General features: G+C 67.6%; 26 protein-coding genes. 15 read left to right on the top strand and 11 right to left on the bottom strand.

The genetic code is table 11. From position 1 onward, the window contains the following. Positions 1-402 precede the first annotated feature (402 nt). Positions 403-1,815 carry a hypothetical protein gene (locus ACFOWZ_RS24345; protein WP_382376184.1) on the top strand — a complete coding sequence of 471 codons (1,413 nt, stop codon included), beginning with the start codon at positions 403-405 and terminating at the stop codon, positions 1,813-1,815. Here ACFOWZ_RS24345 and ACFOWZ_RS24340 read toward each other — a convergent pair. The 4 genes from ACFOWZ_RS24340 to ACFOWZ_RS24325 form a co-directional block, all read right to left on the bottom strand. Further along, on the bottom strand, positions 1,796-2,407 hold the full coding sequence (locus tag ACFOWZ_RS24340) for an ANTAR domain-containing response regulator (RefSeq protein ID WP_030466608.1): 612 nt from the start codon (positions 2,405-2,407) through the stop codon (positions 1,796-1,798). The genes ACFOWZ_RS24345 and ACFOWZ_RS24340 overlap by 20 nt on opposite strands. A 42-nt stretch (positions 2,408-2,449) precedes the next feature. Next, a complete protein-coding gene (locus ACFOWZ_RS24335; RefSeq protein ID WP_382376182.1) occupies positions 2,450-3,268 on the bottom strand; it encodes a hypothetical protein in 819 nt (272 codons plus the stop codon). 196 nt (positions 3,269-3,464) lie between these two features. Further along, the gene (locus tag ACFOWZ_RS24330; RefSeq protein WP_382376180.1) at positions 3,465-4,067 is read right to left on the bottom strand and encodes a hypothetical protein; all 603 of its coding nucleotides are present in this window, start codon (positions 4,065-4,067) and stop codon (positions 3,465-3,467) included. Then, complete coding sequence (locus ACFOWZ_RS24325) at positions 4,064-4,420, bottom strand: PLDc N-terminal domain-containing protein (RefSeq protein ID WP_030466611.1); 357 nt, start codon at positions 4,418-4,420, stop codon at positions 4,064-4,066. The genes ACFOWZ_RS24330 and ACFOWZ_RS24325 overlap by 4 nt, the downstream gene beginning before the upstream one ends. Before the next feature lie 557 nt (positions 4,421-4,977). Here ACFOWZ_RS24325 and ACFOWZ_RS24320 point away from each other — a divergent pair. From ACFOWZ_RS24320 to ACFOWZ_RS24300, 5 genes are all read left to right on the top strand, one after another. Then, positions 4,978-6,564, top strand: coding sequence for a thiamine pyrophosphate-binding protein (locus tag ACFOWZ_RS24320; protein WP_382376177.1), 1,587 nt, complete (start codon positions 4,978-4,980; stop codon positions 6,562-6,564). Positions 6,565-6,592: 28 nt separating this feature from the next. After that, positions 6,593-7,972 (top strand): ArnT family glycosyltransferase, encoded by a 1,380-nt coding sequence (locus ACFOWZ_RS24315; RefSeq protein WP_382376175.1) that lies wholly within the window; start codon positions 6,593-6,595, stop codon positions 7,970-7,972. 114 nt (positions 7,973-8,086) lie between these two features. Beyond that, a complete protein-coding gene (locus ACFOWZ_RS24310; RefSeq protein WP_382376172.1) occupies positions 8,087-8,920 on the top strand; it encodes a helix-turn-helix domain-containing protein in 834 nt (277 codons plus the stop codon). 13 nt (positions 8,921-8,933) lie between these two features. Beyond that, positions 8,934-9,104: a DUF397 domain-containing protein gene (locus ACFOWZ_RS24305; RefSeq protein WP_382376170.1), complete on the top strand. Its 171-nt coding sequence runs from the start codon at positions 8,934-8,936 to the stop codon at positions 9,102-9,104. Further along, positions 9,101-9,586 carry a mycothiol transferase gene (locus ACFOWZ_RS24300; RefSeq protein ID WP_382376168.1) on the top strand — a complete coding sequence of 162 codons (486 nt, stop codon included), beginning with the start codon at positions 9,101-9,103 and terminating at the stop codon, positions 9,584-9,586. The genes ACFOWZ_RS24305 and ACFOWZ_RS24300 overlap by 4 nt, the downstream gene beginning before the upstream one ends. 3 nt (positions 9,587-9,589) lie before the next feature. Here the strand turns inward: ACFOWZ_RS24300 and ACFOWZ_RS24295 are convergent, their stop codons facing one another. The 3 genes from ACFOWZ_RS24295 to ACFOWZ_RS24285 all read right to left on the bottom strand — a co-directional run bounded on the left by ACFOWZ_RS24295 (position 9,590) and on the right by ACFOWZ_RS24285 (position 12,193). Then, the gene (locus ACFOWZ_RS24295; protein WP_382376166.1) at positions 9,590-10,228 is read right to left on the bottom strand and encodes a hypothetical protein; all 639 of its coding nucleotides are present in this window, start codon (positions 10,226-10,228) and stop codon (positions 9,590-9,592) included. Positions 10,229-10,295: 67 nt separating this feature from the next. Further along, complete coding sequence (locus ACFOWZ_RS24290) at positions 10,296-10,691, bottom strand: hypothetical protein (protein WP_382376164.1); 396 nt, start codon at positions 10,689-10,691, stop codon at positions 10,296-10,298. A gap of 584 nt (positions 10,692-11,275) precedes the next feature. Further along, positions 11,276-12,193, bottom strand: coding sequence for a LysR family transcriptional regulator (locus ACFOWZ_RS24285; RefSeq protein WP_382376162.1), 918 nt, complete (start codon positions 12,191-12,193; stop codon positions 11,276-11,278). An 81-nt stretch (positions 12,194-12,274) separates the two neighbouring features. Between ACFOWZ_RS24285 and ACFOWZ_RS24280 the strand changes: the two genes are divergently transcribed. From ACFOWZ_RS24280 to ACFOWZ_RS24250, 7 genes are all read left to right on the top strand, one after another. Continuing rightward, the gene (locus tag ACFOWZ_RS24280; RefSeq protein WP_382376160.1) at positions 12,275-13,759 is read left to right on the top strand and encodes an aldehyde dehydrogenase family protein; all 1,485 of its coding nucleotides are present in this window, start codon (positions 12,275-12,277) and stop codon (positions 13,757-13,759) included. Beyond that, positions 13,740-14,900 carry an NAD(P)/FAD-dependent oxidoreductase gene (locus ACFOWZ_RS24275; RefSeq protein WP_382376158.1) on the top strand — a complete coding sequence of 387 codons (1,161 nt, stop codon included), beginning with the start codon at positions 13,740-13,742 and terminating at the stop codon, positions 14,898-14,900. Before ACFOWZ_RS24280 ends, ACFOWZ_RS24275 begins: the two co-directional genes overlap by 20 nt. Before the next feature lie 10 nt (positions 14,901-14,910). Further along, positions 14,911-16,032, top strand: a complete 1,122-nt coding sequence (locus ACFOWZ_RS24270) for a Glu/Leu/Phe/Val family dehydrogenase (protein ID WP_382376156.1) — start codon at positions 14,911-14,913, stop codon at positions 16,030-16,032. Further along, positions 16,029-16,274: a hypothetical protein gene (locus ACFOWZ_RS24265; protein WP_382376154.1), complete on the top strand. Its 246-nt coding sequence runs from the start codon at positions 16,029-16,031 to the stop codon at positions 16,272-16,274. The genes ACFOWZ_RS24270 and ACFOWZ_RS24265 overlap by 4 nt, the downstream gene beginning before the upstream one ends. Further along, positions 16,271-17,356: a CaiB/BaiF CoA transferase family protein gene (locus ACFOWZ_RS24260; RefSeq protein WP_382376152.1), complete on the top strand. Its 1,086-nt coding sequence runs from the start codon at positions 16,271-16,273 to the stop codon at positions 17,354-17,356. Before ACFOWZ_RS24265 ends, ACFOWZ_RS24260 begins: the two co-directional genes overlap by 4 nt. 1 nt (position 17,357) lies before the next feature. Then, positions 17,358-18,518: an acyl-CoA dehydrogenase family protein gene (locus ACFOWZ_RS24255; RefSeq protein ID WP_382376150.1), complete on the top strand. Its 1,161-nt coding sequence runs from the start codon at positions 17,358-17,360 to the stop codon at positions 18,516-18,518. 100 nt (positions 18,519-18,618) lie between these two features. Beyond that, a complete protein-coding gene (locus ACFOWZ_RS24250; RefSeq protein ID WP_382376149.1) occupies positions 18,619-19,161 on the top strand; it encodes a TetR/AcrR family transcriptional regulator in 543 nt (180 codons plus the stop codon). Positions 19,162-19,279: 118 nt separating this feature from the next. Here the strand turns inward: ACFOWZ_RS24250 and ACFOWZ_RS24245 are convergent, their stop codons facing one another. Genes ACFOWZ_RS24245 through ACFOWZ_RS24230 form a run of 4 tightly spaced genes read right to left on the bottom strand, consistent with a single transcriptional unit; the run spans position 19,280 to position 22,112 of the window. Beyond that, positions 19,280-19,972: a peptidylprolyl isomerase gene (locus ACFOWZ_RS24245; protein WP_382376147.1), complete on the bottom strand. Its 693-nt coding sequence runs from the start codon at positions 19,970-19,972 to the stop codon at positions 19,280-19,282. Between the two features lie 50 nt (positions 19,973-20,022). Further along, positions 20,023-20,355, bottom strand: coding sequence for a hypothetical protein (locus ACFOWZ_RS24240; protein WP_382376145.1), 333 nt, complete (start codon positions 20,353-20,355; stop codon positions 20,023-20,025). A 60-nt stretch (positions 20,356-20,415) separates the two neighbouring features. Then, positions 20,416-21,042 (bottom strand): response regulator, encoded by a 627-nt coding sequence (locus ACFOWZ_RS24235; RefSeq protein ID WP_382376143.1) that lies wholly within the window; start codon positions 21,040-21,042, stop codon positions 20,416-20,418. After that, positions 21,039-22,112, bottom strand: coding sequence for a sensor histidine kinase (locus tag ACFOWZ_RS24230; protein WP_382376141.1), 1,074 nt, complete (start codon positions 22,110-22,112; stop codon positions 21,039-21,041). The genes ACFOWZ_RS24235 and ACFOWZ_RS24230 overlap by 4 nt, the downstream gene beginning before the upstream one ends. Positions 22,113-22,220: 108 nt before the next feature. Here ACFOWZ_RS24230 and ACFOWZ_RS24225 point away from each other — a divergent pair, with 108 nt between their 5' ends. Together ACFOWZ_RS24225 and ACFOWZ_RS24220 are read left to right on the top strand one after the other, a co-directional pair. Beyond that, positions 22,221-22,904, top strand: coding sequence for an ABC transporter ATP-binding protein (locus ACFOWZ_RS24225; RefSeq protein WP_382376139.1), 684 nt, complete (start codon positions 22,221-22,223; stop codon positions 22,902-22,904). After that, positions 22,901-24,676: an FtsX-like permease family protein gene (locus tag ACFOWZ_RS24220; RefSeq protein WP_382376137.1), complete on the top strand. Its 1,776-nt coding sequence runs from the start codon at positions 22,901-22,903 to the stop codon at positions 24,674-24,676. The genes ACFOWZ_RS24225 and ACFOWZ_RS24220 overlap by 4 nt, the downstream gene beginning before the upstream one ends. Positions 24,677-24,717 lie beyond the last annotated feature (41 nt).

Here is a 24,717-nt window from a genome sequence, read left to right as displayed (position 1 = left end):
CACCGCTCCTGCACCCTCTCCTGAGGGATGGCCGGAACCTAGGCGATGACTGTGACCCCAGTCATCCATGCCAATGGGCTCGTGACCATAACGCAACGCGGCGTTATGTTTTACTTAGGGAAAGTTACATAACGTAACCCGCGTTCACTCTTTGGACGGCTGCCATAACCTCGACGTATGACTCCGCGTCGTCGAGTGATCGCAGTGGTGGGTGCAGCCGCGGTGCTCATCGCGGCGGTGCTGGTGCTCCGGCAGGCCGACGACACGCCGAAAAAGCCCAGCTCAGAACCCGTTCGACTGACACAGTACGCCGCGGATTCCGTCACGTTGCCCACTCGACCTGCGGCTCCCGAGCCGCCGTCCTCCGCTTGGAGCAGTGACGGGAGGGTCCAATGGACGCCCGTGACCGGGGCGTCCGGGTACGAGGTCAACGGCCGGGTCGTCGCGTCACCGGAGGTCTCAGGTTCAGGACGCCCCGAAGTGCGCGCCGTGGACGCGTTCGGTCAGCGGTCGTTGCCGGTCAGGGCCGAGGAACGTCCCAGCGACGACTCCTGGCGCCGGGCGTACACCGGGTGGCTGGACGACTTCGACAGCACGTTCCTGGAGCGCCGCTACCACCTCAGCGGGCGGCGGGGCTGCGTGAACCCCGGCTCGGGCTCGGCAGGCCGCCTGGTGATCGACATGCCGTGCGGCAACGACACCGCCGTCTTGCGCGCGCGGCCGCTTCTCCAGCTGAAGGACGCGGACGAACTCGGCAGGGTGGCCGTCGTGACGGACGCGGCCGGACCTCGCGGAAAGCTCGTGCTCGATCTCGTGCCCGGCACACCGGATCGCGTCGGGCCCATTCCTCCTGCTGATGCCGTGCGCGTGGTGGTGGACGATTCAGTTTCGCCGGGCACGCGCGGTGCGGGCGTTCTGCATCGATTCGAAGTAGTACTCACACGCGATGGTGTGCGCGTTCTGCAAGACGGCGCGCAGATTGCCATGTCGGATGTCGTGCCGAAGTGGCGCGAAGCGAGCGTGCTGATCGGTGTGACTCCCCCGCCGAGCTATCCGGGACGGGTGGTGATCGACACGATCGCCTTCAGCGGTTCGCTCCCGCCGCCGGACGAGGTGACCGAAACGCAGGTCATCGCGGGGACGTTGCGGGTGCTGGAGCCCGACGAGGAGGCGCCGGGCATAGGCACGGCGCGTGCACCGTTGCGTGGGGTCCCCTCAGCGCGATTGCGGGCAACGGTCCGGATCGGCGACGGCGGCGACCTGAACGGCCTGGTCGCGCAGCTCGGTTCGGCCCGGCTGCCGATGCGGCCGGTGGTGGACGGCTGGTCCGCGGCCGAGGACAGCGAGCTGACCGTGGCCGGCGACGTGCCGGCCGAACTGCTCGCGCCGGACGGACCGGACGCGCTGACGCCGTTCGTGCTGCGGATGCCCGGCGCGTCGCAGGCCCAGGTGCTGGAGAGCTACCTGGAGGTGCCGGGGCCGTCGCCGGTGAAGCTGCCGAACGCCCCGGACGAGCCCGCGCCCGTTCTGCCCGTCATGACGGCTGAGTTCGCCGCTGTGACGCCGAACGAGGCGATGCTGGTGATCACCCTCGACGCCGCCTCCGCGCGATCAGTGGCGCCTGTGGCGGGCTTCGAGGTGTACATCGACAGCGGTCACGTGGCGACCGTGCCGATGCCCGGCGGCGTCGGCGGCAGGCACGAGCTGCTCATCTCCCTCAAGGGCAGCCACAACGTCGAAGTCCGCCTGCGCCCCGAGGATCCGGGGCGGCAGACGGACTCCGTGTGGCTCGAACTCAGCCGAAGTTCTCGATGACGGCCTCTGCGACGGCCTTCATCGTGGTGCGGCGGTCCATCGCGGTGCGCTGCACCCACCGGAACGCCTCCGGCTCGCTCAGTCCCTGCTTGGTCATGAGAATGCCCTTGGCGCGTTCCACGACCTTGCGCGTCTCCAGGCGCTCGGTGAGCCCGGCGACCTCCTGCTCGAGTGCGGCCAGCTCGTTGAACCGGCTGATCGCCAGCTCGATCGCGGGCACCAGGTCCCGCTTGGCGAACGGCTTGACCAGGTAGGCCATCGCACCCGCGTCACGGGCGCGTTCGACCAGGTCGCGCTGGCTGAACGCGGTGAGGATGACGACCGGTGCGATGCGGTTGCCCGCGATGTGCTGCGCCGCCTCGATCCCGTCGACCTTGGGCATCTTCACGTCGAGGATCACCAGGTCGGGGTTGAGCTCGGTCGCGAGCTTGATGGCCTCTTCACCATCTGCGGCCTCACCCGCCACGTCGTAGCCCTCTTCGCGCAGCATCTCGACGAGGTCGAGACGGATCAGCGCCTCGTCCTCGGCGACGAGGACGCGCGGGGCCTTGCGCGTGGCTTCGGCTTGGGCCTCGGCAGCCTGCTGGGTCACCGGGGTCCTCCTGACGATCGTTCCTGCGGGCGAAAGCGCAGTCTACCGGCGGTCCGGCCGCTGATCAGGCTCAGCAGCCGTGACGGCAGACACGAACTCCTCGGGCCACGGATAGGTCCGCATGCCCTCCTCGACGTCCTCGGCGGGTGCGTCGATGCGGCGGAGCGTGATCTCGCGGGTGGTGCCGAAGTCCCGGTGACCGAGCCGGTCGCGGATCTCCGCCTCGGCAGGACCTCCGGCCCACTCGACGAACCACGTCTCGCCCAGGGGAAGTGCTCGCAGCCAGCTCGCTTCATGCCACAGGTGTACCCGGCGGAGGAGAGCGCTCCCAGTGGCCGCTTCGGCCGTCGGCGCATCGTCCCCACCGCCGTCGGTGTACTCGAGGCCGCGGAAGTCGTGCATCCAGCGCACGTAACGCAGGCCGAGGTCCCACGCCCGCTCGTCGACCCCGACGAGGACGACGCCGGCATCACCGGTGGTCAGCTCGGCCGACCGCCGGTACTGCCGGTGCGTCAGACCCGCGACGCCCAGGCCCGAACCGGCCTCGGTGCGCGGCAGCAGTTCGAACAGCAGCGGGCCGAGCGCCCTGCCGGTCAGGTGCAGCTTGAGGGTCTCCCCCGGTTCCACAGTCCGGAACGCGTGGGCGGGCCTGATGATGCTCGCGGGCGGCATCAGCTGGAGCACGCTGGCCGCGGTGCACGCCGCGACCAGGACCTTGGCCTCCAGCTGGTGCTGAGCTTCGGTGGTCGCGTCGGGCAGTGGTTCCCCTCCGCGGACGGCAGGGACCGCCTGGGACAGGTTCTCGCCCGTGTAGATGCGCCGCAGATCGGCGAGCTGGTCCGTGGTGGACAGACGTGCCATGACAGCAGTCCTCGTTTCCGCCGCCCGGCTCGGCACGACAAGGACGCATGTGCACGCGTCTACGTGGTCGGTTCGCTTCGGTGAGCAGGAGTTGCTGAACACTGCGGCGGAGAGTGCCGCTCACTGCCGGGGAGCGGCTCCAGCCTCACGTCTGCTCGGACGCCGCTGACCACGTTACCGAACCGCGCACCTGGTTTTAGTCGGCGCCGACGATCAGCTTGTACTTCACGTCGACGTCCTTGCCGTCGGCCGAACCGCGGATGTGCAGCTCGTGCTCGCCGGACGCGGGCGGGTTGATCCACGCGTACAGCCCGCAGCCGACCGAGTTGATCCTGCCGACCTGGTTGCCGAACGGGTTGCCCGCGCGCGCCTCGTAGGTGAACGGCGTGGCCGACACCCTCGTCAGCGCCTGCGTGGAACCGTCCAGCAGCACCTCGCCCTGGGCGCTCTTCATGAACCTCTCGCAGCCGGCGACGTCGCTCGCGAGGTTCACGACGGGGGCGAGCAGCGGCTTGGAGGCGGGGACCCGGCACTGCCGCTCCACCGGCCCGTCGCCGAGCGAACCGGCGAGCAGCCAGACCTCGACGGGCTGGTCCCGCATGCAGAACCGCCCGGAGGTGTCGGAGACGGGGTTGCTGTTCGCGGGCTGGGAAGCCCACGTCCACCAGCGCGCCTGGAACTCACCCGGCGCCAGTTTGTCCGAAGTGGACGTCTGCGGTGCGGTGGGTGGGGCCGCCATCTGGGCGTTGCCGCCGCAGCCGGCGAGCAGAACAACTAAGAACAGCAGGACTATCCTCACTGGTTCTCGCGTCCCTTGCGTCGTTGTTCCTCCGCGCGCTCACGGCAGCGGCGCAGGAACTCCTCGTCGTCGTCAGGATTGGTGGCCGCGAACCGCCCCGGCCGGTTGTACTCGGGAAAAGCAGAAGCATCACGTTCGAATACACCGAGGCGCGCACGTCCGGTCCCCACCACCGGACGACCCGCCACGAACCACGCGATCGAGCCAACCAACGGGAACAGCAAGACCAGGAGAAGCCACAACAACTTCGGCAGGTTGCGCACGGAACCTTCGTCGGTCGTGATCACGTCCACGACTGCGAAGATCGTCAGGCACAACATCACCACTCCGAACAGCCCACCGAAGTACAGCATCTCCAACCCCCCAGGTCGTGCGGTCGCGCACATCGTGGCACAAGGGGCCACGCCGTGAACATGGTTCAACCCTCAATCATCTGCACAGCAATTCACACAGTTGTAAATCCACAGGAAACAAAACTTGTTGATTCGTGTTGAACCACCCGTTTCCGCCCGCCTTTCCAACACTGGACCGACCGGACGGTCTGCCAGCTCGCTGTAGTGATACACGACGTGGAATTGACCTAGCCACAGTGGGTGGACCATCGACGGCGGGCACTTCGCGGTGCTCGGCTGAACAGGTTCGCCGGTGTGGGCTGACCCGCGCAATCAATTCACCCCAGAGGGTGAAACAGAGCGGGGACGAGGCCGAATTACTCGCAGGGCGGCGCGCCACCTCCGGATTCCACTTCCTCGATTCCGTACCCGGCCCGATCGAACACCCGGCGCTTTCCGTCACGTCGTTCCGACCCGGGTACCGGAACGTTCACACCAGCCGTGGCGCACGTGAGGCTCAGCACCAGACCTGCTGCACGGCCGTTGCCGCCGCCGTAAGCACGCCTTAGCGTCGGCGCATGCCAAGGGGTGCCGAGGGTCTGCTGGAAGTGCTTGCCGCGCACGGCGTGGAGGTGGTGTTCGGCCTGCCCGGCGTGCACAACCTCGCCGTCTGGGAGGCCCTGCAGAAGCATCCCGGCATCCGCATGATCGGCGTGCGTCACGAGCAGACAGCGGTCTACGCGGCAGACGGCTACGCACGGGCCACTGGCAAGCTCGGCGTCGCGGTCGTGACGACGGGGCCCGGTGCGGCGAACACGCTAGGTGCCACCGGTGAGGCGTGGGCGTCGGGCAGCCCGGTGCTGGTGATCGCCACGGACGTTCCCAGCACGTTGCGGCAGCCCGGGGTCTACCGGGGCGTGCTGCACGAGACGCGGGACCAGCGCGCGATGTTCGGGCCGGTCACCAAGGCGTCGTTCGACGTCCCCTCCGCGCAGGAGCTGGGCGCGTACGCGGACAAGGCGATCCAGCAAGCCGTGCAGAGCCCGCACGGGCCCGTCTACCTCGGCGTGCCGACGGACTTCCTCTCCGCCGAGGTTCCGCACCACACCCCGTTGAAGAACGAACAGGCTCACGCAGTCCCGGACCTCACCGAAGCGGTCGAGCTGATCAGTCAGGCGTCGAGGCCGTTGATCTGGGCCGGCGGCGGCGCGGCGCGATCGGGAGCCGGTGCCGCCGTTGGTGCGCTGGCGGACAAGTTGAGTGCGCCGATCGTCACCACCTACGGCGCACGCGGATTGACCGACAGCCGTTTCGTCGTGCGGGGGCCGGTGCACGCCCCGCCCGTCGGGAAGCTCTGGGACTCCGCCGACCTCGTGATCGCGATCGGCACGGACTTCGACGGGATGATGACGCAGAACTGGTTGCAGCCCAAGCCTCACACCCTGCTGGCCGTCAACGTCGACAAGGCCGACGCCAACAAGAACTATCCCGCGGACGTCACGGTCGAAGGCGACGCGGCCGCCGTCACCGCGGCGCTCGTGGCGATGGTCGGCGAGAAGGACGCCGCTGTCCACGTCGGCGCGGTCAACGCCGAGGTGCGGGCGCTGGCGGAAGCGGACTCCCCCGAGGCCGTGAAGCTGTTGCGGGCGCTCGAAGGCACCGAAGCCACGATCGTCGCCGACATGTGCATCCCCGGCTACTGGATCGGCGGCTTCCACCACGTCACCAGGGAACGCGGTCTCGCTTACCCGGTCGGCTGGGGCACGCTGGGGTTCGGGTTCCCGGCGGCGATCGGCGCGGCCGTCGAGCACCGGACGATCGCCGTGGTGGGCGACGGCGGTTTCCTGTTCGCGTGCGGGGACCTCGCGACGCTCAGGCAGGAGAACCTGCCGCTGACGATCGTGCTCGTCGACGACGGCGGCTACGGGATGCTGCGCTACGACCAGCAGGTCGCGAACCACGCCATCAGCGGGGTGGACCTCACGCGGCCGGACTTCGCCAAGCTCGCCGAGAGCTTCGGCATCCCGGCCGTCACCCTCGAAGGCTTCGGTGGACTGCGGGACGCGCTGGACGACGTCGAGGGACCGGCCATGATCGTGGTCAACGCGAACCTCAAGCCGCCGATCAACACCTCACCCCGCTGGTACCGCAAAAACACCACGTGATCATCGGCCCGATCGGTACCTTCCGCCCATGAGACGTGGGCTGGGGATCGTGCTCGCCGTGCAGGCGGTGGTGCTGACCGCGTTGTCGGGACGGTACGGCTTCCACCGGGACGAGCTGTACTTCATCGCGGCCGGAAAGCACCCCGCGTGGGGTTACGTGGACCAGCCGCCGATCACACCGATCCTCGCCCGCCTGAGCACGTCGTTGTTCGGCGAGGCCCCGGTCGGCCTCCGCGTGGTCGCGACTCTCCTGGCGCTGGCCATCACCGTCGTGGTCGCTCTGATCGCCCGGGAACTGGGCGGTGGTGAGGTCCTGGCGGCCACCGCGTCGGCGACGTCGACCTTCGTGCTCGCTGTGAGCCACATGCTGTCCACCGCCACCGTCGACCTGCTGATCTGGGTCCTCATCGGCTACTTCGCGGTCAGGCTGCTGAAGACGAGGGACGGCCGTTGGTGGCTGGCCCTGGGCGCGACGGTCGGCGTGGGCCTGGCCAACAAGTGGCTGCTGCTGTTGTTGTTGGCGGCCATGGCGATCGCCCTGGTCGCGGTCGGACCGCGCGACGTCCTGCGCACGTGGTGGCTGCCCGCCGGAGCCGCCCTGAGCCTGGTGATCGCCGCACCGGTGGTGATCTGGCAGGCGCTGCACGACTTCCCGTTGCTCACGGTGGCCCGCGGCATCAGCGCGGACGACGGCACCGAGAACCGCATCATGTTCATCCCCATGCAATTCCTCATGCTCTCGCCGTTGCTGGTGCCGGTGTGGGTGATCGGCTTCCGGAACCTGTGGCGCGACAGGACCTTCCGCGCGCTGGCCCTCGCCTACCCCGTGCTGTGCGCGCTGTGCCTGGCGACGGGCGGCAAGCCCTACTACGCGGTGCCGCTCCTGCTCGTGCTGGTGGCCGCAGGTGCCCGCCAGACCCAGGAATGGCTCCTGCGCCGCAAGGCGATCGGCGGTGTGCTCGTGGCGTTGAGCGTCGTGCCGGCGTTGGTCGGCTCGCTCCCCATCCTGCCCGCGAGCGCCCTGGCACCGGTCATCGCCATCAACCCCGAACAGGGCGAGCAGGTCGGCTGGCCCGAGCTCGCGAGCACGGTCGAGAAGGCGTGGCAGGACAACGGCCGCCCCGTCGTGATCACCCGCAACTACGGCCAGGCCGGCGCGATCTCGGCGTACACGCAGATCCCCGTCTACTCCGGCCACATGTCCTTCTACGACTGGGGACCGCCTCAGACGCAGGACAAGAACGTGTTGCTCGTCGGCTTCGGCACGTTGCCGTTCGACGGGTGCAAGCGCGTTGCCCAGCACCACAACATCATCGAGAACGAAGAAGACGGCACGGAGATATGGTCGTGCACGGCACCAACGGGCACATGGCAAGAAATCTGGCCGAGGCTGCGTCACTACTACTGAAGACAACAACACTGACCACATAGGACATTGGAAGTCTTCCAACACCGACGCCCCTTCGGCTGAATTTGGCCGAACCTGTTGGAATCACTCGATGTTTGGCTCTAGCTTCATTTCATGCCAAAGAGAGACTCCACGGTACGTGGGCGGGAGTTTGGCGCGGGCGTGCGCGAAGCCCTCCGCAAGGCAGGCCTGACCGGACGTGGCGCGTGCGAGATCCTCGGCTGGGATCCCGCGAAGCTGTCCGACATGCTGAACGGCAAAGGAGGCGTGACCGAGGGCGACGTCCAGCGCCTGCTCGGCCTGTGCCGGACGCCGTTGGACGAGGCCAGCCACCTGGTGACGCTGTTCCACGAAACGACCCGTTCAGGCTGGCTCCAGATACACGGTGAAAGACAGCCGATCCTTCCCCGCACACTGGGTGAACACGAGGCCGTCGCGACCCAGATCATCTGCTGGAGCATGAACCTCGTTCCCGGACCGCTCCAGTTGCCCGACTACTTCCGCGCGCTGATCGCAAGCAATCCGAACACTCCCCAAGAGGAGGCAGACGATCGCGTCGCGGCTCGGGTTGCACGCCAACAACAACTCATCAAGCGTCGATGCGGCATGACATTCTACATCCACGAGCAGGCACTGCGTCTCCCGGTTGGTAACGCCGAAGTCATGTCCGATCAGCTGCACCACCTCATAACCATGGGAGCCCGCTCTTACGTCACCTACCGAATCCTGCGCACGTCGACCGGGGCGCACGCAGGTCTGGCAGGGTCGTTCACGCTCATGAAGTTCGACAAGCTGGAACCGGTCGTATTCATCGATGCGGAGAACCACGCGGTGTTCTTGGACGACAAGGACTCCACCAAGGCCTACATGAAGATTCTGAGCTCACTCGACGAGGCCGCGTTGGATGCGGAACAATCCAAGGAGCTGATCGAACGCATCACTTCGTGAGGGGACACGTCAGATGACCGAGTGGCGAAAGAGCACCTACAGCGTCAACGGCACGGACTGCGTGGAGATCGGCCGCGGCGTCGGCGTGCGCGACAGCAAGGCGCCCGCCGCCCACCTCGCGATCGGAACGACCGCGTGGGTCGCGTTCCTCAACGCCACCAAGGCTGACAAACTCACGCGGTGACCCGAACCTGGCCCACCAAGCTCGCGAAGGACGAAGGCGTACTCGCCTGGGAGTTCCTGGACTTCCTGCGCAAGACCGCCGTCATGAAGGTCGACGGGCTGACCCGCGACCAGGCCGCGGCGGCGCCAATCGCCACCTCTCCGAAGCTCACCGCTCTCGGCGTGCTCAAGCACCTGGTGGCCGTGGAACGGTACTGGCTGTGCATCGCGGGCGCGGGCCTCGACCTGCCGTCGTTGTGGCAGGGCGATCCGGACCCGTCGTGGGACCTCACCGAGGACGACACGCCTGAGTCGCTGATCCAGGCGTACCAAGCGGAATGGGTCAACGCCGAGGCTCTCGCACACCGCGACCCCGACGACACCGCGGCGGACGACGAGCGCACCGTGCGGTGGATCCTGGCCCACGTGGCGCAGGAAACCGCGCGCCACGTGGGCCATCTGGATCTGCTCCGCGAACTGGCAGACGGTCAGACCGGCGAATGACGCCTACATCCGCACCGGGTCCCGCCCGGTGATGGCCCTGGCGGCCGAGACCCACCGAGGCGGCGGATCGGAGTCGGGCGAACCCACGCACTGCAGGGCGAACACCACGACCACGCTGCCGTCGTCGAGCACGAGCTCCATGCCGTACGAGCCCTGCCGTGCGCTCGTCACCGCCGAACGCGGGAACAGCCTGCTCTGCCACGGGTTCGTGACGCGGACCAAGTTCCCGCCGAGGTCGAGCCTCGACCGGAACGCCGCCCACGCCGCGAACCCGAGGGCCAGGTAGAGGAACATCAAGGCGGTCAACTCCACCAAGGGCAGACCGCCGGTCCATTCCGGGTTGAGCAACTGCGGCTGGAACACGAACGGCAGCCCCGCCAGTGGCACGGCCACGGCGACCAGCCGGACCCACAGACGGACGCGCCAGACCTGGCGATCCGCGGCGGGCCCTTCGGACGGCGAGCCGTCAACGAGCTTCCGCTCGAACGGCTGGTCCTTGCGCGCCCACCCCACCCACAGCAGCTGTCCGCCGAACAACGCGACGAACACCATCACCGAGCGTTCCGGTACCGGCAGCGCGTCGTACGCCTTGATACAGCCGAACAGGAAGGCCGCGAAGACGAGCACTCGCAGCACCGTCATCCTTGGTAGCAAGGCTCTGTACCTCCAACTCCGATGCTGCGACCACGTTACCAACGGTTACCAGCTGTTACCCCCGCCAGGGCTTCCACCACGGTGCTTTACGGTGCTTGTGCGTCTGTCCCCTGAGGTTGCGCTGCCAGATTTGCGGGATGCCCTTGGCATGCCTGGCCAGCAGTGCGTGCTTTCCGGGATACCGGCGGGCGACGTACCGCGCCGCCCCAGCGATTCCCTTGCCGGTGAACGCACCAAAAGCGGTGTCGGTCGCGGCCTCACCCCAGTTCCAGCTGGATTTTCCCGCGTTCATGACCGCGTACGAGGCAAACCCGGCTGCCGCACCCACTGCGACGCCGCAGACGATCGAGATGCCGCAGGCCACTCCACCGGCAACGCCGGCGGCCATGATCGCGTACTTGCCGACCAGGCGGATGTTGTCCTCGTGCCGGTGCCAGGTTCGCCTGGCCATACCAGCCGCCTTCCGGCCGCAGTCGGGGTGTCCGCGACGAGGGTCGTGTCGACCGGGCGCCAGTTGCCGAGTGCGTCCTTGACGTTGCGCGGCTCGGTCGACTGCTTGATCGTCCGCGTGCCGTCCGGGTTCTCGTACTCGTCGACGAACGTCGAGCTGGAGACCACTTTGGACGCTGCGGGTCGAAGCTGCTCCTGCCGGTGCCCATCAGCGGCGTGAAGTCCGCCTTCGGATCGGCCGGCTGGATCGGCGGTTGCTTGACCTCGGCACCCTTGAGCACCGGGAGAGCGGTCGGATCGACCGCAGTGGACTTCGGCGGAGGCGCCGCGAACGCGGGTACCTGCGCCAGTGACATCGTCAGAGATGCTACGAGGGCAGCAGCGCCGCATCGCGACGCGTCATCAGGTGTGTCCCCCAGGCTTCACGGGGAGAGACGTGAGCTTCCGCCGCCCACACGCCCCCCAGCGTTGACGGGCGGAAGCATGCCCAATACGGACATAACAGAGCAATGAGCTATTTGGGCTAACTCGCTCACAGTAGACATGAGATCACACTCTGCGTATCACTTCTCACCCAGACGTCCGTCACGGCGGATTCAGGTAGCCGCCCACAGCGTCTTGGCAGACTTCACGAAGAGCGTTCACCGCGTCACGCAGCAACGGGTTCGTGTTCGCGGTGCGGTGGACGACGTGCACATGACGACGCAACGGCTTTTGCCGCAAGGGCATCACATGCGTGCCGGGTAGCGCTTTGTAACCCAGGGCGGGCACCAGCGCGACGCCGACGCCGGCCGCCACGAGCGACTGCACGACCTCGTAGTCGTTGCTGCGGAAGGCAATTCGCGGAGCGAAGCCGGACGCCGCGCACAACCGCGTGAGGCAGGTGGCCCCAGAAGTGCCGTCGCGGGAAGCGATCCAGCGCTCGTCTTTGAGATCTTCGAGTTTGACGTTGCTCTTCGCGGCCGGGTGCTCGGCCGGAACCATCACGAGGAGCGACTCGTCCAGCAACGGCACCACGGTCAGCTCCTCCGGCCACATCCGCGGGACGAGGTCGTAGGCGTAGACCAGCGCGAGGTCGAGCTCACCGGTCAGCACGAGCGGCAGCACGTCGTCCGGCTCTGCCTCGTCCAGGAGGATCTCCGCGTCCGGCAGGTCCGCCGACAGCTTCGCCAGCGCCTTCGGCACGACCCGCGAGCTCGCGGTGGGGAACGTGCCGATCCGCAGCCGCCCCCGCAGGCCCTGCACCATCGCCTTCACCTCGTGCTCGAGGCCGTCGAACGCCGCCAGCAGCTCGCCACCGCGGTCGGCGATCAGCAGCGCCGCACTGGCAGGCCTGATCGAGTGCGCCTCACGTTCGAAGAGCGTCACGCCGACGGCGCGTTCGAACGCCGAGATCTGCTGGGACACGGCCGACGACGTGTAGCCCAGGCGGCGGGCGGCCTCGGCGAACGACCCCGTCTTCACGACCTCGACGAGGGTCCGGAGGTGGACCGGGTTCAGCACCAGGACAGCTTATGCTCGACCTCGCGAGGTTTCATTCTGCATCCCCTGGCGGAACCACCGGGTAACGACAAGGGTGGGTGCATGCCCTACGTCTCCACGAACCCGTCGAACACCTCCGACGTGGTCACCGAGATCGAGCTCGGGACCAGCCGCACCTTCGTCGACGCGGCACAGCGCGCGAAGGCGGCACAGCGCGCGTGGGCTCGCGTGCCCGCGCCAGTGCGTGGACAGGTCATCGGCAACATCGGCAGGCTCGTCGAGGCGAACTTCGAGCCCCTCGCCGAGCTGGTGACCCGCGAGATCGGCAAGCCGATCGCGGAGGCACGCGGCGAGGTGCAGGAGATCGTGGACACCTGCAACTTCTTCGTCGGCGAAGGCAGGCGCCTCTACGGGCAGACGGTGCCGTCCGAGATGCCCGACAAGCAGCTCTTCACGTTCCGCAACCCGGTCGGCGTCGCGGCGATCATCACCGCCGGCAACTTCCCGGTCGCCGTGCCGTCCTGGTACATCATCCCGGCGCTGCTGTGCGGCAACTCGGTCGTGTGGAAGCCCGCCGAGTACTCCGCCGCGTCGGCCCAGGCCTTCTACGACGTGTTCCAGGCGGCCGGAATCCCGTCCGGCGTGTTCGAGATCGTCTTCGCCGAGGGCTCGGAGACGTTCAACGGCCTGGAGCAGGCCCTGCAGCAGGGCCTCGTCGACAAGGTGGGCTTCACCGGTTCCAGCGAGGTCGGCGTGCGGATCGGCGAACTGTGCGGACGCCACCTCCAGACACCGTGCCTGGAGCTGGGCGGCAAGAACCCGATGGTCGTCACCGAGAACGCGGACCTCGACCTGGCCGTGCAGGGCGCACTGTTCGCAGGCTTCGGCTCCGCGGGCCAGCGGTGCACCTCGCTCGGCACGGCGATCGTGCACGAGTCGGTGTACGACGAGTTCCTGTCCCGGTTCGTCGAGGCCGTCGCCGGCGCCACCGTGGGCGATCCGACTGGCGATGTCCTCTACGGACCGTTGCTGGACGAGAAGTTCGCACTGGCGTACGAGAAGTACCTCGGCTGGATCGGCGAGCACCACACGGTGCACGGCCCGACCGGCCGCATCACGGCTGCCAGTCCGCGCAACGGTTTCACTGGTGAGAACGGCTTCTTCTACCACCCCGCAATCGTTTCCGGTGTGCGTGCCGACGACGAACTGTTCCTCCAGGAGACGTTCGGCCCGATCGTCGGCGTCATGAAGTACTCGGACCTGGACGAGGCGATCGAGCTGGGCAACAAGCCGGGCTACGGCCTGTCGTGCTCGATCTACACCACGGACCCGGACAAGGCCTTCCGGTTCCGCGCCGGCATCTCCGCCGGCATGGTGAGCGTGAACAACTCGACGTCCGGGGCCGAGGCGCACCTGCCGTTCGGCGGGAACGGCAAGAGCGGCAACGGCTCCCGGCAGTCGGGCGTGTGGGTGCTCGACCAGTTCACCCGCTGGCAGTCCATGAACTGGGACTACTCCGGGAAGCTGCAGAAGGCGCAGATGGACACGCTCGCGATCGAGGCCGACCTTGACTTCCGCCTCGCCTGAGCTGCCCAGCCAGGCAGAGGTCGTCGTCATCGGCGGCGGGGTGATCGGCACATCCATTGCCTTTCACCTCGCCGAGGCAGGCGTCCGGGATGTCGTGGTCGTGGAGAGGGATGAGCTGGGTTCCGGCTCCACCTGCAAGGCAGCGGGTGGAGTGCGCGCCCAGTTCTCCGACGAGCTGAACATCAGGCTCGGCGCCCGATCACTCGAAGCGTTCCAACGCTTTCCGCAGCGGCCCGGGCAGGAGATCGATCTGCACCAGGTCGGCTATCTGTTCCTCCTTTCGTCTCGGGAACACGTCACGGCGTTCGAGCGCAACGTCGACCTCCAGAACTCCCTCGGCGTGCGCAGTCGCATGCTGACTGTCGAGGAAGCACGACGGATGTCGCCGTTGATCGAAACGGACGGTCTGCTCGCGGCGACCTTCTCCCCGGACGACGGACACTGCACGCCTGAGTCCGTAGTCCTCGGTTACGCCACCGCGGCCCGCCGATCCGGGGTCCGTTTCCACACCAGAACCACCGTGAGATCGATCGTAGGGACGGGGTCCGACACTTTTCGCGTGCAGACCGACCGCGGCACCGTTTCGGCGGGGAATGTCGTCTGCGCGGCCGGGGCCTGGTCGCGGTCGATCGGCGAGATGGTGGGCGTTGACCTGCCGGTTTCTCCCCTGCGGCGGCAGGTCATGTTCACCGAACCCATGCCGGAGCTACACGATCGGGTGACTCCCTTCACCATCGACTTCGGCAGCACCTTCTACTTCCACCGCGAGGGCCCCGGGCTGTTGTTCGGCATGTCCGACCCGGAGGAGACACCGGGCTTCAAGCTGGACGTCTCCGACGAGTGGCTGCCGCGGCTCACCGAGGCGATCGGAAGGCGCGCGCCGAAGCTGCTCGACGTGGGCGTGCGCAACGGCTGGGCCGGGCTCTACGAGATGACGCCGGACCACAACGCGCTGATCGGTTCGACCGGCCGGTTCTTCTACGCCACGGGTTTCTCCGGGCACGGCTTCCTGCAGGGACCCGCGATCGGCGAGGTCGTGCGCGACCTCGTGCTGGACCGCGAGCCCTTCGTCGACGTGTCCAGTTTGGACGCCTCCCGCTTCGCCGCCGACCGTGCGCGGCCGGAGCTCAACTGCGTGTGAGGGAATGCTGATGGACGTTCTCGAGCTCATGGACGAGTGGGGACCGGAGAAGGTCGTCTGCGTGTCCGACCGGCGGACCGGGATGAGAGGTGTGCTCGTCATCGACAACACCGCGCGCGGCATGGGCAAGGGCGGCACGCGGATGAGCCCGAACGTGACGGTCGCCGAGATCGCGCGCCTCGCGCGCGTGATGACGTGGAAGTGGGCGGGGGTCGACCTGTTCTTCGGCGGCGCCAAGGCGGGAATCGCGTTCGATCCTTCCTCTCACGGCAAGGAAGCGGTGCTGCGGGCGTTCGCGCGCAAGCTCTCCAACGAGGTGCCGCGCGAGTACGTGCTCGGCCTCGACATGGGCCTCACCGAACGGGACGCCGCGATCGTCCAGGACGAACTGTCGGACCGCGGCGCTATGATGGGCGCACCGGCTCAACTCGGCGGTCTTCCGTACGACGAGCTGGGCGTCACCGGGTTCGGCGTGGCCGAGGTGGCGGACGAACTGATGGCCCTGCGCGGCAAACGCGTGGCCGTGCAAGGGTTCGGCGCGGTCGGTGCCGCAGCGGCGAAGCGGTTCGCCGAACTGGGCGCCGTGGTCGTCGCCGTGTCGTCGGTGCACGGGGCGTTGGTGGATGCCGACGGCCTGGACGTCGCACGACTGCTGAAGCTGCGAGAAGAATTCAGTGATCTCGCGGTCGAGGAGTACGGCGGTGTCCTCTCCGAGCTCGGTGCCGAACTCAGAGCACCGTGCGACGTGCTGGTGCCGGCGGCGCTGCAGGACGTGATCGACGCGGACCTCGCGGGCGAGCTCGACACCACCCTGGTGGTGGAGGGCGCTAACCTGCCGACTTCCGCTGCGGCACAGGAGGTTCTCGCGGCGCGCGGGATCACGGTCGTGCCGGACTTCATCGCGAACGCCGGCGGCGTGGTCGCGGCGGCGTTCGGGATGGACGCGCGGTACTCACCGTTCCCGGTGAACCCCGCGACGGTGCTGGACGTCGTGTCCTCGAAGCTGAGGGCGAACGCGGCGCACGTCATCGCCGAGGCGAGAAGCCGTGGCACGACAACACATGTGGCCGCACGTGCGCTGGCGCAGGAACGGGTGCTGGCCGCGATGAAGCTCAAGGGGCGAGTCGCATGAGCTCGCTCGAAGGGATGGTGATCGCAGACTTCAGCCGGATGCTGACCGCCGGGCACGTCGTCACCGAGGTCGGAAACCGCGGCACGGCAACACACACAGCTGCACGCGCCTCAGCCGAGCCGCTCCCGGCGAACCCCGCCACGATGCTGGCCGCCGCGTCGGAAAAGCCGAGGACGAACGTGGCCCACGCCGTCGCCAAGGCCACAACCCTGAACACGACGCCAAAGGGGCGAGTCGCATGAGCTCGCTCCAAGGAGTGGTGATCGCGGACTTCAGCCGAGTGCTGGCCGCGCCGTACGCGACCATGATGCTCGGCGACCTCGGTGCCGAGGTCGTCAAGGTCGAGCAACCCGGCCGGGGCGACGAGACCCGTTCGTGGGGTCCGCCGCACTACGAGGACGAGGCGACGTACTTCCTGTCCGTCAACAGGAACAAGACGTCCGTGCAGATCGACCTGTCCACCGAGGCGGGCCGGGAGCAGGCGCGCGAGCTGATCGCGCGGGCGGACGTCGTGGTCGAGAACTTCAAACCGGGCACGATGAAGAAGTTCGGGCTGGACTACGAGTCGTTGGGGCGTGACGACCTCGTGTACTGCTCGATCTCCGGGTTCGGCTCCGGCAAGGGCGCCGATCTGGCCGGTTACGACCTGCTCGTGCAGGCCGTGGGCGGGTTGATGAGCGTGACCGGGCCGGGTCCGGACGAGCCGGTGAAGACCGGTGTGGCGCTGGTCGACGTGCTGACCGGGTTGCACGCCTGCGTGGGCATCCTCGCGGCGTTGCGGCACCGGGACGCCACCGGGCAGGGGCAGCTCGTCGAGCTGGACCTGCTGACGGTGTTGTTGTCCAGCATGGTGAACCAGAGCGCCGGCTTCACGCTGGCCGGTTCGGTTCCGGAACCGATGGGCAACCGGCATCCGTCGATCGCGCCGTACGAGGTGTTCCCGACGGTCGACCAGCCGATCGTGCTCGCCGTGGGCAACGACAGGCAGTTCCGGCGGCTGTGCTCGGTGCTGGACGTGCCCGAGCTGGCGACGGACCCGCGGTTCGTCACGAACTCGGACCGGGTCGAGAACGTCGACGAGCTGTTCGAGCTGCTCTCGGCGCGGTTGCGCACGCGTCCGGCACAGCACTGGTTCGAGACCCTGACGCCCCTCGGTGTTCCGTGCGGTCCGGTGAACGACATCGCGCACGCGTTCGCGCTGGCCGAGTCGCTGGACCTCAACCCGACCGCGACGATCGGCGACATGACGCTCGTCGCGAACCCCATCCGCCTGTCGCGCACGCCGGTCAGCTACCGGCTGCGCCCGCCGAAGCTGGAGCAGTGAAGTGCAGGACCCGTTGCAGTTGCTGGACATCCCGTCGTTGCTGAGCGACGAGGAGCGCGACATCCAGGCCACCGTCGCGGCGTTCCTGACCGACAACGTGCGGCCGCACGTCGGGCAGTGGTTCGAGGAGGGAACCCTGCCGCGTGAGCTCGCCCAGGAACTGGGCAAGCTCGGCGTGCTCGGCATGCACCTCGAGGGTTACGGGTGCGCCGGTACGTCGGCGCTGGCGTACGGGCTCGCGTGCCTGGAGCTCGAGGCGGTGGACAGCGGGATCCGCAGCTTCGTGTCGGTGCAGGGTTCGCTGTCGATGTACTCGATCTGGAAGTACGGCTCGGAAGAGCAGAAGCAGGAGTGGCTGCCGCGGCTCGCCGCCGGTGAGGCGATCGGGTGCTTCGGGCTGACCGAGCCGGACTTCGGCTCCAACCCGTCCGGCATGCGCACGCGGGCGGTGCGCGACGGCTCGGACTGGGTGCTCGACGGCACCAAGATGTGGATCACCAACGGCGGCCTGGCGGACGTGGCGACGGTGTGGGCGCGCACCGAGGAGGGAGTTCGAGGATTCCTCGTTCCCAGGGGCACGCCGGGATTCTCGACGCGGAACATCAAGCACAAGTTGTCGATGCGAGCGTCCGTCACGTCCGAGTTGGTGCTGGAGGCGGTGCGGCTGCCGGAAAGCGCGCGGCTGCCGCTCGCGACTTCACTGCGCGCTCCCCTTTCCTGCCTCAACGAGGCCCGGTTCGGCATCGTGTTCGGCGCTGTCGGTGCCGCGCGGGATTCGTTGCAGGCGGCACTGGACTACTCCGGCACGCGCATCCAGTTCGACAAGCCGATCGCCGCTTTCCAGCTGACGCAACGGAAGCTCGCGAGCATGGCCGTGCAGGTCAACAACGCGATGCTGCTGGCGTTGCACCTCGCAAAGCTCAAGGAGGCGGGCACGCTGAAGCCGGAGCAGATCAGCGTCGGCAAGTACAACAACGTCGAGGCCGCCATCGCGATCGCGCGGGAAAGCCGGACGATCCTCGGCGCCAACGGCATCTCGTTGGAGTACTCGCCCCTGCGTCACGCGAACAATCTGGAATCGGTGCTGACCTACGAAGGCACGTCCGACATCCACTTGCTATCCATCGGCCACGCCTTGACCGGAATCGCCTCGTTCCGGTGATCGCTCGCCCTATCCTGCACTCGCAGCAGAGTCGTGGGGGGAGGGCGTTCTGCCGGAGGAGACGAACGGCCGCAGTGACGCGCGCCGCAACCGCAAGCGATTGCTGGATGCCGCGACGCACGTCCTGCGCGCTGAACCAGCTACAGCGACGATGCAGTCGATCGCGCGCGAGGCCGCACTTTCGCAAGCGACGGCTTATCGCCATTTTCCGTCCGTGGAAGCGCTTGTGGCGGCCTATCACGAGGACGTCATAGCGTCGTTGGCCGAACACGGCGAACGGTCCCGCAAGACCGGCAAGGAACTGTTCGAGCACCAGGTGACGCGCTGGGTGAAGATGCAGAACGTGCACGGCCCGGTCATCGTGCGGTTCTGGTCCCAGCGCGGTTACCTGGAGCGGTTGCACGCCGCAGATGTCCTGACGACGCTGTCTTGCACGGCATGGGACCGGGCGTTGCGCGGGGTGCTGATCGATCTGAGCCTGCCGGACGCTTTGCTGCCCGTGGCACGGTTTCTGCACAACGCGTTGTTCGACCCGCGCGCGATCATCGATCTGACGAAGTCCGCCGGACTACGTGACGAGCAGGTGGTCCGGCGGCTCTCCGACGCGTTCTACGGAGCGTTGACGGGGTGGGCCTCGCACTAGCGCCTGTATCGAAGTCCGGACCGAGCCGCTGCTGTTTGGCGCGAAAAGCACGTTCGGGCCATCTATCGGCCCGAACGTGCTTTTCGCGCCAAAAAATATGTCCGGTAGGCCTGAGGCGCTAGACGCCGAGCGGAAGCACCCACTTCAGCTCCGACTTGAGGTTCGGACGGCCGTCCAGCGGGTTCTCGCCCGCGATGCCACCGGCCGCGATCTTGTCGAGAGTCTTCAGGCCCTCGGGCAGGATCTGGCCGAACACCGTGTAGTTCGGGCGCAGGATCGAGTCCGACTGCACCAGGAAGAACTGCGAGCCGTTCGTGTCCGGGCCGGCGTTGGCCATCGCGAGCGTGCCGCGCGGGTAGATGCGGCGCAGGCCGGTCGGGTCGTTCGGCGCGGGCTTGAGGTCGACCGGCAGCTCGTCCTTGTACTTGTAGCCGGGACCGCCCTCACCCGTGTTCGACGGGTCGCCGCACTGCAGCACCTTCAGCGTCGGGTACGCGGTGAGGCGGTGACACTCGGTCTGGTTGTAGAAGCCGCGGTGTGCCAAGTGGATGAAGCTGTGCGTGGTGCACGGCGCCTTGGCTCGGTCGAGCACGAGCGGTATGTCGCCCTGGTTGGTCTTGACCTTCACCAGGACCTTGCCCTTGGTGAACCACGGGTCGTGAGGAATGGACACCGGACGAGCGGGAGGTTCGTCCGGCGTCGCCGTGTAACCGCAGTCAGGACGTGATTCCGCTTGGGCGGAAGCGGTTCCGGTCGTGATGAGTCCAACGGCCAGTGCCGCCACTGCCAGACCAGCTGCGATTCGCCTCATGCGCGTTTCCTAGTGGAGACGAAGGTGCGCCGCAAGGTTTAACGGATCACTCAGTTGATGGTGTCCTCGGTGATCTCGTACTCGCACGTCGCTTGCTTGCCCGCGTTCGAGATCTCCTTTTCCTTCTCGACGCGGAGCTTGCACGTGGCCTCGCCGCTCCGCGGCTTCACGATCAGCGTGATCCTGCCGAGCGCGTTGGCGAGCATCGCGCGGTTCTTGACCGGCAGATCAACGGTTTCGGACTGCGATGCGCCGCCGGGGACGTTGAGCGTCATCTCGGCTTTGCCGGTGCCCTCGATGTCGTAGAACGCCTCGTAGGTGTAGCTCTTCTGGCCACACGCGGAGAGCGCCAGCACGGGAATCAGCAGGAGGAGTTTCTTCATGGCTCGAATTCTGGTGTTGTGCGGGAAACGGGACTTCTGTCCGCAGACCGGTTGTGGGTCCTACTTTTGGCCGACCAGCCTGGCTTCCCACGCCCAGGCAGCGATCTCGACGCGGTTGCGTGCGTCCAGTTTGGTCTGAACGCTCGCGAGGTGCGTCTTCACCGTTCCGATGGAGATGAACAGTTCTTGTGCGATTTCCGCGTTCGTCCTGCCTATGGCCGCCAGCTTCACGACGTCGAGCTCGCGTGCGGAGAGGTTGTGCGGCCGCTGTGGTGTAGGTGCGTTCATGTGCTGCAACAGCCGGACGGTGATCGACGGGCTGATGAGCGCGTCTCCCGTGACGGCCGCACGGACCGCTTCGACGAGCAGGTTCGAACCGGCGTCCTTCAACAAGAACCCGCACGCGCCGTTCTTCAACGCTGTGTGTACGTACTCGTCGTGGTCGAACGTCGTGCACACCACCACGTGGACGTCGTTCGCGATCTGTTTGAGAGCTTCGAGGCCGTCCATGCGCGGCATGCGGATGTCCATCAACGCGACGTCCGGCTTGGTGCGGCGGGCCTCGGACACGGCCTCGACGCCGTCACGGGCCTCCGCCACGACCTCGATGTCGGGTTCAGCGCCCAGGATCATGCCGAACCCGGTGCGCACCATCGCCTGGTCGTCCGCGACGAGAACCCTGATCACGCGGTCGTCCTTCCTGTCGGGAGCGCGGCGTCGACGATCCAGCCGCCGTCGATGCCGGGTCCTGCCTTGATCCTGCCACCGAGCGCCTGCACGCGTTCGGTGAGTCCGATGAGGCCGAAACCGTTGCCCTGTCTCGCGGGTCTGCCGTCGTCGGAGATCCTGACGGTGACCCAGCTCGGTGTGGTCTGGATCTGGACGTCCACTTTGGTCGCTTCCTGGGCGTGTTTCCTGATGTTGGTCAACGACTCCAAGACCACGCGGTGGACGGAGCTGGCGACTTCGAGCGGCAGGTCAGCGGTGTCCCCGCTGACCTCGAGGGTGGCGCGCGGCTCGGCGGCGACCAACGGCTCGATGTCGACGATGCCCGCGACGGGCGCGATCGGCACGTCGTCGCGGAGCATGCCGACCATGCGGCGCATCGCGGTCATCGCCTCACCGCCGGCTTCCTCTATGCGTTCGAGGGCCTGCTTCGCCTGCGCCGGGTTGCGTTCGACGATCCGGCTCGCGCCCTGGGCCAGCACGACCATGCCGGTGACGTGGTGGCCGATGAAGTCGTGCAGGTCCCTCGCGAACTCGGCCTTCTGCTCGGCTTTGACGGCCGCGACCTGCTTGTCCCTGGCGTTGCCGAGCAGGCGCAGGTAGCCGACGAGCGCCACGACGCCGGTGGTGACGACCAGCAGACCCATCGCCAGGGTCAGGTCCTTGCTGTCGAACGGGCGCTGGACGGGCTGGGTGACCAGGGCGATGGCGATCCAGCCGATCAGCGGCCCGTCCCGCCACGACCTGGCCCGGTTGGCGGTGATCGCCAGCACGCCGGTCAACGCCAGGCTCTCCGCCAGACCGAACTCCTTGTCGAGCGGGTTGACCAGGGTGAACGCGAAGCACGCGGTGGCGGCGAGCGCGGCCAGAGCCCGGTTCGGGCGCAGCCAGGCGAGAGCGGGCAGGACGACGCAGCCGAACGCGGCCCACCCCGTCCACAGGTAGAGACCTGGCGACTTGAACAGGCCGTAGTAGGCGTCCACGAATGCGGCGGCGACCAGTGCGGCGATCGCGCCGGACCTCCAGAGCACGGCACCGACCTTATGCACCGGTGTGCGGTCCGCAGATCGGCCGAAAGACAGAGGCAGGCCGTGCTCGGGACTGAGGTTCTCACCTCCGTGCTGGACTTTCCTGGCCATGTGAACAACTTTGCTTCCGCCGCGGTCGACCTCGTGAAGGTGTACGGCTCCGGCGACACCGCGGTTCGAGCACTCGATCGCGTGACGGTCGGGTTCCGGCCCGCCGCCTTCAGCGCGATCATGGGCCCGTCCGGCTCCGGCAAGTCCACCCTGATGCACTGCCTGGCGGGGCTCGACACGGCCACGTCCGGCGCGGCGCTGCTCGGCGGCAAGGACCTGACCAGGCTCTCCGACACCACGCTGACGAAGGTGCGGCGGGACCGGATCGGGTTCGTGTTCCAGGCGTTCAACCTGCTGCCGACGCTGACCGCCGAGCAGAACGTCCTGCTGCCGCTGACCCTGGCGGGCCGCCGTCCGGACCGTGCCTGGTACACGCAGCTCGTCGAGGTGCTGGGGTTGTCGGCACGGCTGTCGCACCGGCCGTCGGAGATGTCTGGCGGGCAGCAGCAGCGCGTGGCGTTGGCGCGTGCACTGGTCACACGGCCAGAGGTGGTCTTCGCTGATGAACCGACCGGGAACCTGGACTCGCGCGCGTCCGCGGACGTGCTGAATCTGCTGCGTCAGGCCGTGCGGGAGTTCGGCCAGACGATCGTGATGGTCACGCACGACGACAGGGCCGCCTCCTACGCAGACACCGTGGTGCGGATGGCCGACGGACGTGTCGTTCAGGAGGTCGCCGCATGAGGAGGTTCCTGCCAGTCCTGTCGATCACGATCGCGGCGTTCTTCGCCTACTCGACCGTGCTCGCCAAGGACATCACCGAACGTTCTCTCGCGGTCAAGGCGGCGCGGCTGGTCGAGGTGTTCGCGTTGCTCGGCGCGTTCGTCACTGTCGCCATGATCGTGGCGGCACTGGTGTCCACTTCGACGTTCCGAATCGTGTTCGCGCAACGGATGCGGCAGCTCGCGCTGTTGCGAGCCGTCGGTGCGTCGCGGGCACGCCTGGCGCGGAGTCTGATCGCCGAGGGAGCGCTGACCGGGCTGCTGGCCTCGATCGCCGGGGTCGCGCTCGCGGTGGGCGCGGGGCAGCTCGTGCCGCTGGCAGGGCTGGAAGCGCCGGGAGTCCCGCTCACCCCGGCGCTGGTCGTGGTGTTCGGGTCGTTCGTGCTGACGACGCTCGCCGCGCTGGCGCCGGCGTGGTCCGCTGCGAAGGTCTCGCCGTTGGAAGCACTGCGCACCTCCGCCGTTCAGGACACCCGGAACCGGATCGGCGGGCCGCGCTGGGTCCTCGGTGTCCTGATGGCTTCGGCTGCGGGCGTGTTGCTGGTCAACGTCGTCGTGGACGGACTTTTCTCCAAACAGCGACCGAGTGGCATGACCGAAGATCTGCTGCTGCGCACGACCATCAGCGGTGCGCTGGCGTTCGGCGCGTTGATCACGCTCGGACCCGCGTTGATCTCACCGGTGCTGCGGTTGATCGGTGTTGCGTTGCGGCGCAGCACGATCGGAACGTTGGCGGTGAGCGGGGTGGGTGGTGCGCCACGCCGTGCCGCCTCGGTGACAGCGGTGGTGGCGCTGGGCGTCAGCCTGGTCATCGCGACGCTGACCGGCGCCAACACGTTGCAGGGGCTCGGGAAGGCCGAGATGGCGAGTGCCTACCCAGCGGATCTGGAGATCACCGGAGCGGTCGACTTGGCGGCGTTGCGGGCGGCCGGCCTCACGGACGTGCTGCCGTACCAGCGCACCGAGATCACCGTGAACGGACGACTCACCATGCAGGCCACCGATCTCGACATCACCAGACTTCGCGACCTGTCGGACTTTCGCGTCGACACCGGTTCTCTCAACAGCGTGGGGCCGCGCAGCATCATCCTGTCGACCTACACGGCGAGCAGGCTCGGGCTGGTCGCGGGGTCGCGTGCCGACGTCAACGGTGTGCAGATGACGGTGGCGGCCACTGTGTTCGGCGGTGTTCCGCTCGGCAGTGCGTTGTTGCATTCGTCCGATGTGGAGGGTGATCCGGTCGGCGCGCTCGCCAACGGTGCGAAGGATCTTGTTCCGGCGGGGTATGAAGTCGAGTCGCTCACCGACCGTCGCCTGGCGCAGGAGAACTGGTTCACCACATTGGTGGCAATCGCGGTCGGACTGCTGTTCCTCACCATGTTGATCGCGGTCGTGGGAGTAGGCTCGACCACGGCGTTGTCGGTGCTCGAACGGACCCGTGAATCCGGGCTGCTCCGCGCGATCGGGTTGACCCGCAAGGAACTCGGCCGCCTGGTCACGGTCGAGGCAGGCCTGTACGGGATCATCGGTGCGGTGCTCGGGCTCGCCATCGGTGTCCCCTACGCGTGGCTCGCGATCATCTCGCTCGGCGTCGAATGGCCGTTGCAGGTGCCGGTCTTCTCCGTCGGCGTGGTGGTGTTCGTCCTGGCCGCACTCACAGCAGGTGCGGGGCTGCTGCCTGCCCGTCGTGCGGCGCGAGTGAGCCCGGTGGCGGCGCTTCACTCGATCCAGTGAGGTGTGCCGGATACCAGACCGGGTACCCGAACTGCATCGGG

This window comes from Lentzea rhizosphaerae (assembly GCF_042649515.1).
GTDB classification, from domain to species: domain Bacteria; phylum Actinomycetota; class Actinomycetes; order Mycobacteriales; family Pseudonocardiaceae; genus Lentzea; species Lentzea aerocolonigenes.
This window is presented reverse-complemented; position numbering and strand designations above follow the sequence as displayed.

Coding starts and splice junctions, on each gene's coding strand:
- ACFOWZ_RS24335 (WP_382376182.1), bottom strand. CDS start 3,268: ATGGCACGTCTGTCCACCACGGACCAGCTCGCCGATCTGCGGCGCATC.
- ACFOWZ_RS24325 (WP_030466611.1), bottom strand. CDS start 4,420: ATGCTGTACTTCGGTGGGCTGTTCGGAGTGGTGATGTTGTGCCTGACG.
- ACFOWZ_RS24320 (WP_382376177.1), top strand. CDS start 4,978: ATGCCAAGGGGTGCCGAGGGTCTGCTGGAAGTGCTTGCCGCGCACGGC.
- ACFOWZ_RS24315 (WP_382376175.1), top strand. CDS start 6,593: ATGAGACGTGGGCTGGGGATCGTGCTCGCCGTGCAGGCGGTGGTGCTG.
- ACFOWZ_RS24310 (WP_382376172.1), top strand. CDS start 8,087: ATGCCAAAGAGAGACTCCACGGTACGTGGGCGGGAGTTTGGCGCGGGC.
- ACFOWZ_RS24305 (WP_382376170.1), top strand. CDS start 8,934: ATGACCGAGTGGCGAAAGAGCACCTACAGCGTCAACGGCACGGACTGC.
- ACFOWZ_RS24295 (WP_382376166.1), bottom strand. CDS start 10,228: ATGACGGTGCTGCGAGTGCTCGTCTTCGCGGCCTTCCTGTTCGGCTGT.
- ACFOWZ_RS24290 (WP_382376164.1), bottom strand. CDS start 10,691: ATGGCCAGGCGAACCTGGCACCGGCACGAGGACAACATCCGCCTGGTC.
- ACFOWZ_RS24280 (WP_382376160.1), top strand. CDS start 12,275: ATGCCCTACGTCTCCACGAACCCGTCGAACACCTCCGACGTGGTCACC.
- ACFOWZ_RS24270 (WP_382376156.1), top strand. CDS start 14,911: ATGGACGTTCTCGAGCTCATGGACGAGTGGGGACCGGAGAAGGTCGTC.
- ACFOWZ_RS24265 (WP_382376154.1), top strand. CDS start 16,029: ATGAGCTCGCTCGAAGGGATGGTGATCGCAGACTTCAGCCGGATGCTG.
- ACFOWZ_RS24260 (WP_382376152.1), top strand. CDS start 16,271: ATGAGCTCGCTCCAAGGAGTGGTGATCGCGGACTTCAGCCGAGTGCTG.
- ACFOWZ_RS24245 (WP_382376147.1), bottom strand. CDS start 19,972: ATGAGGCGAATCGCAGCTGGTCTGGCAGTGGCGGCACTGGCCGTTGGA.
- ACFOWZ_RS24240 (WP_382376145.1), bottom strand. CDS start 20,355: ATGAAGAAACTCCTCCTGCTGATTCCCGTGCTGGCGCTCTCCGCGTGT.
- ACFOWZ_RS24220 (WP_382376137.1), top strand. CDS start 22,901: ATGAGGAGGTTCCTGCCAGTCCTGTCGATCACGATCGCGGCGTTCTTC.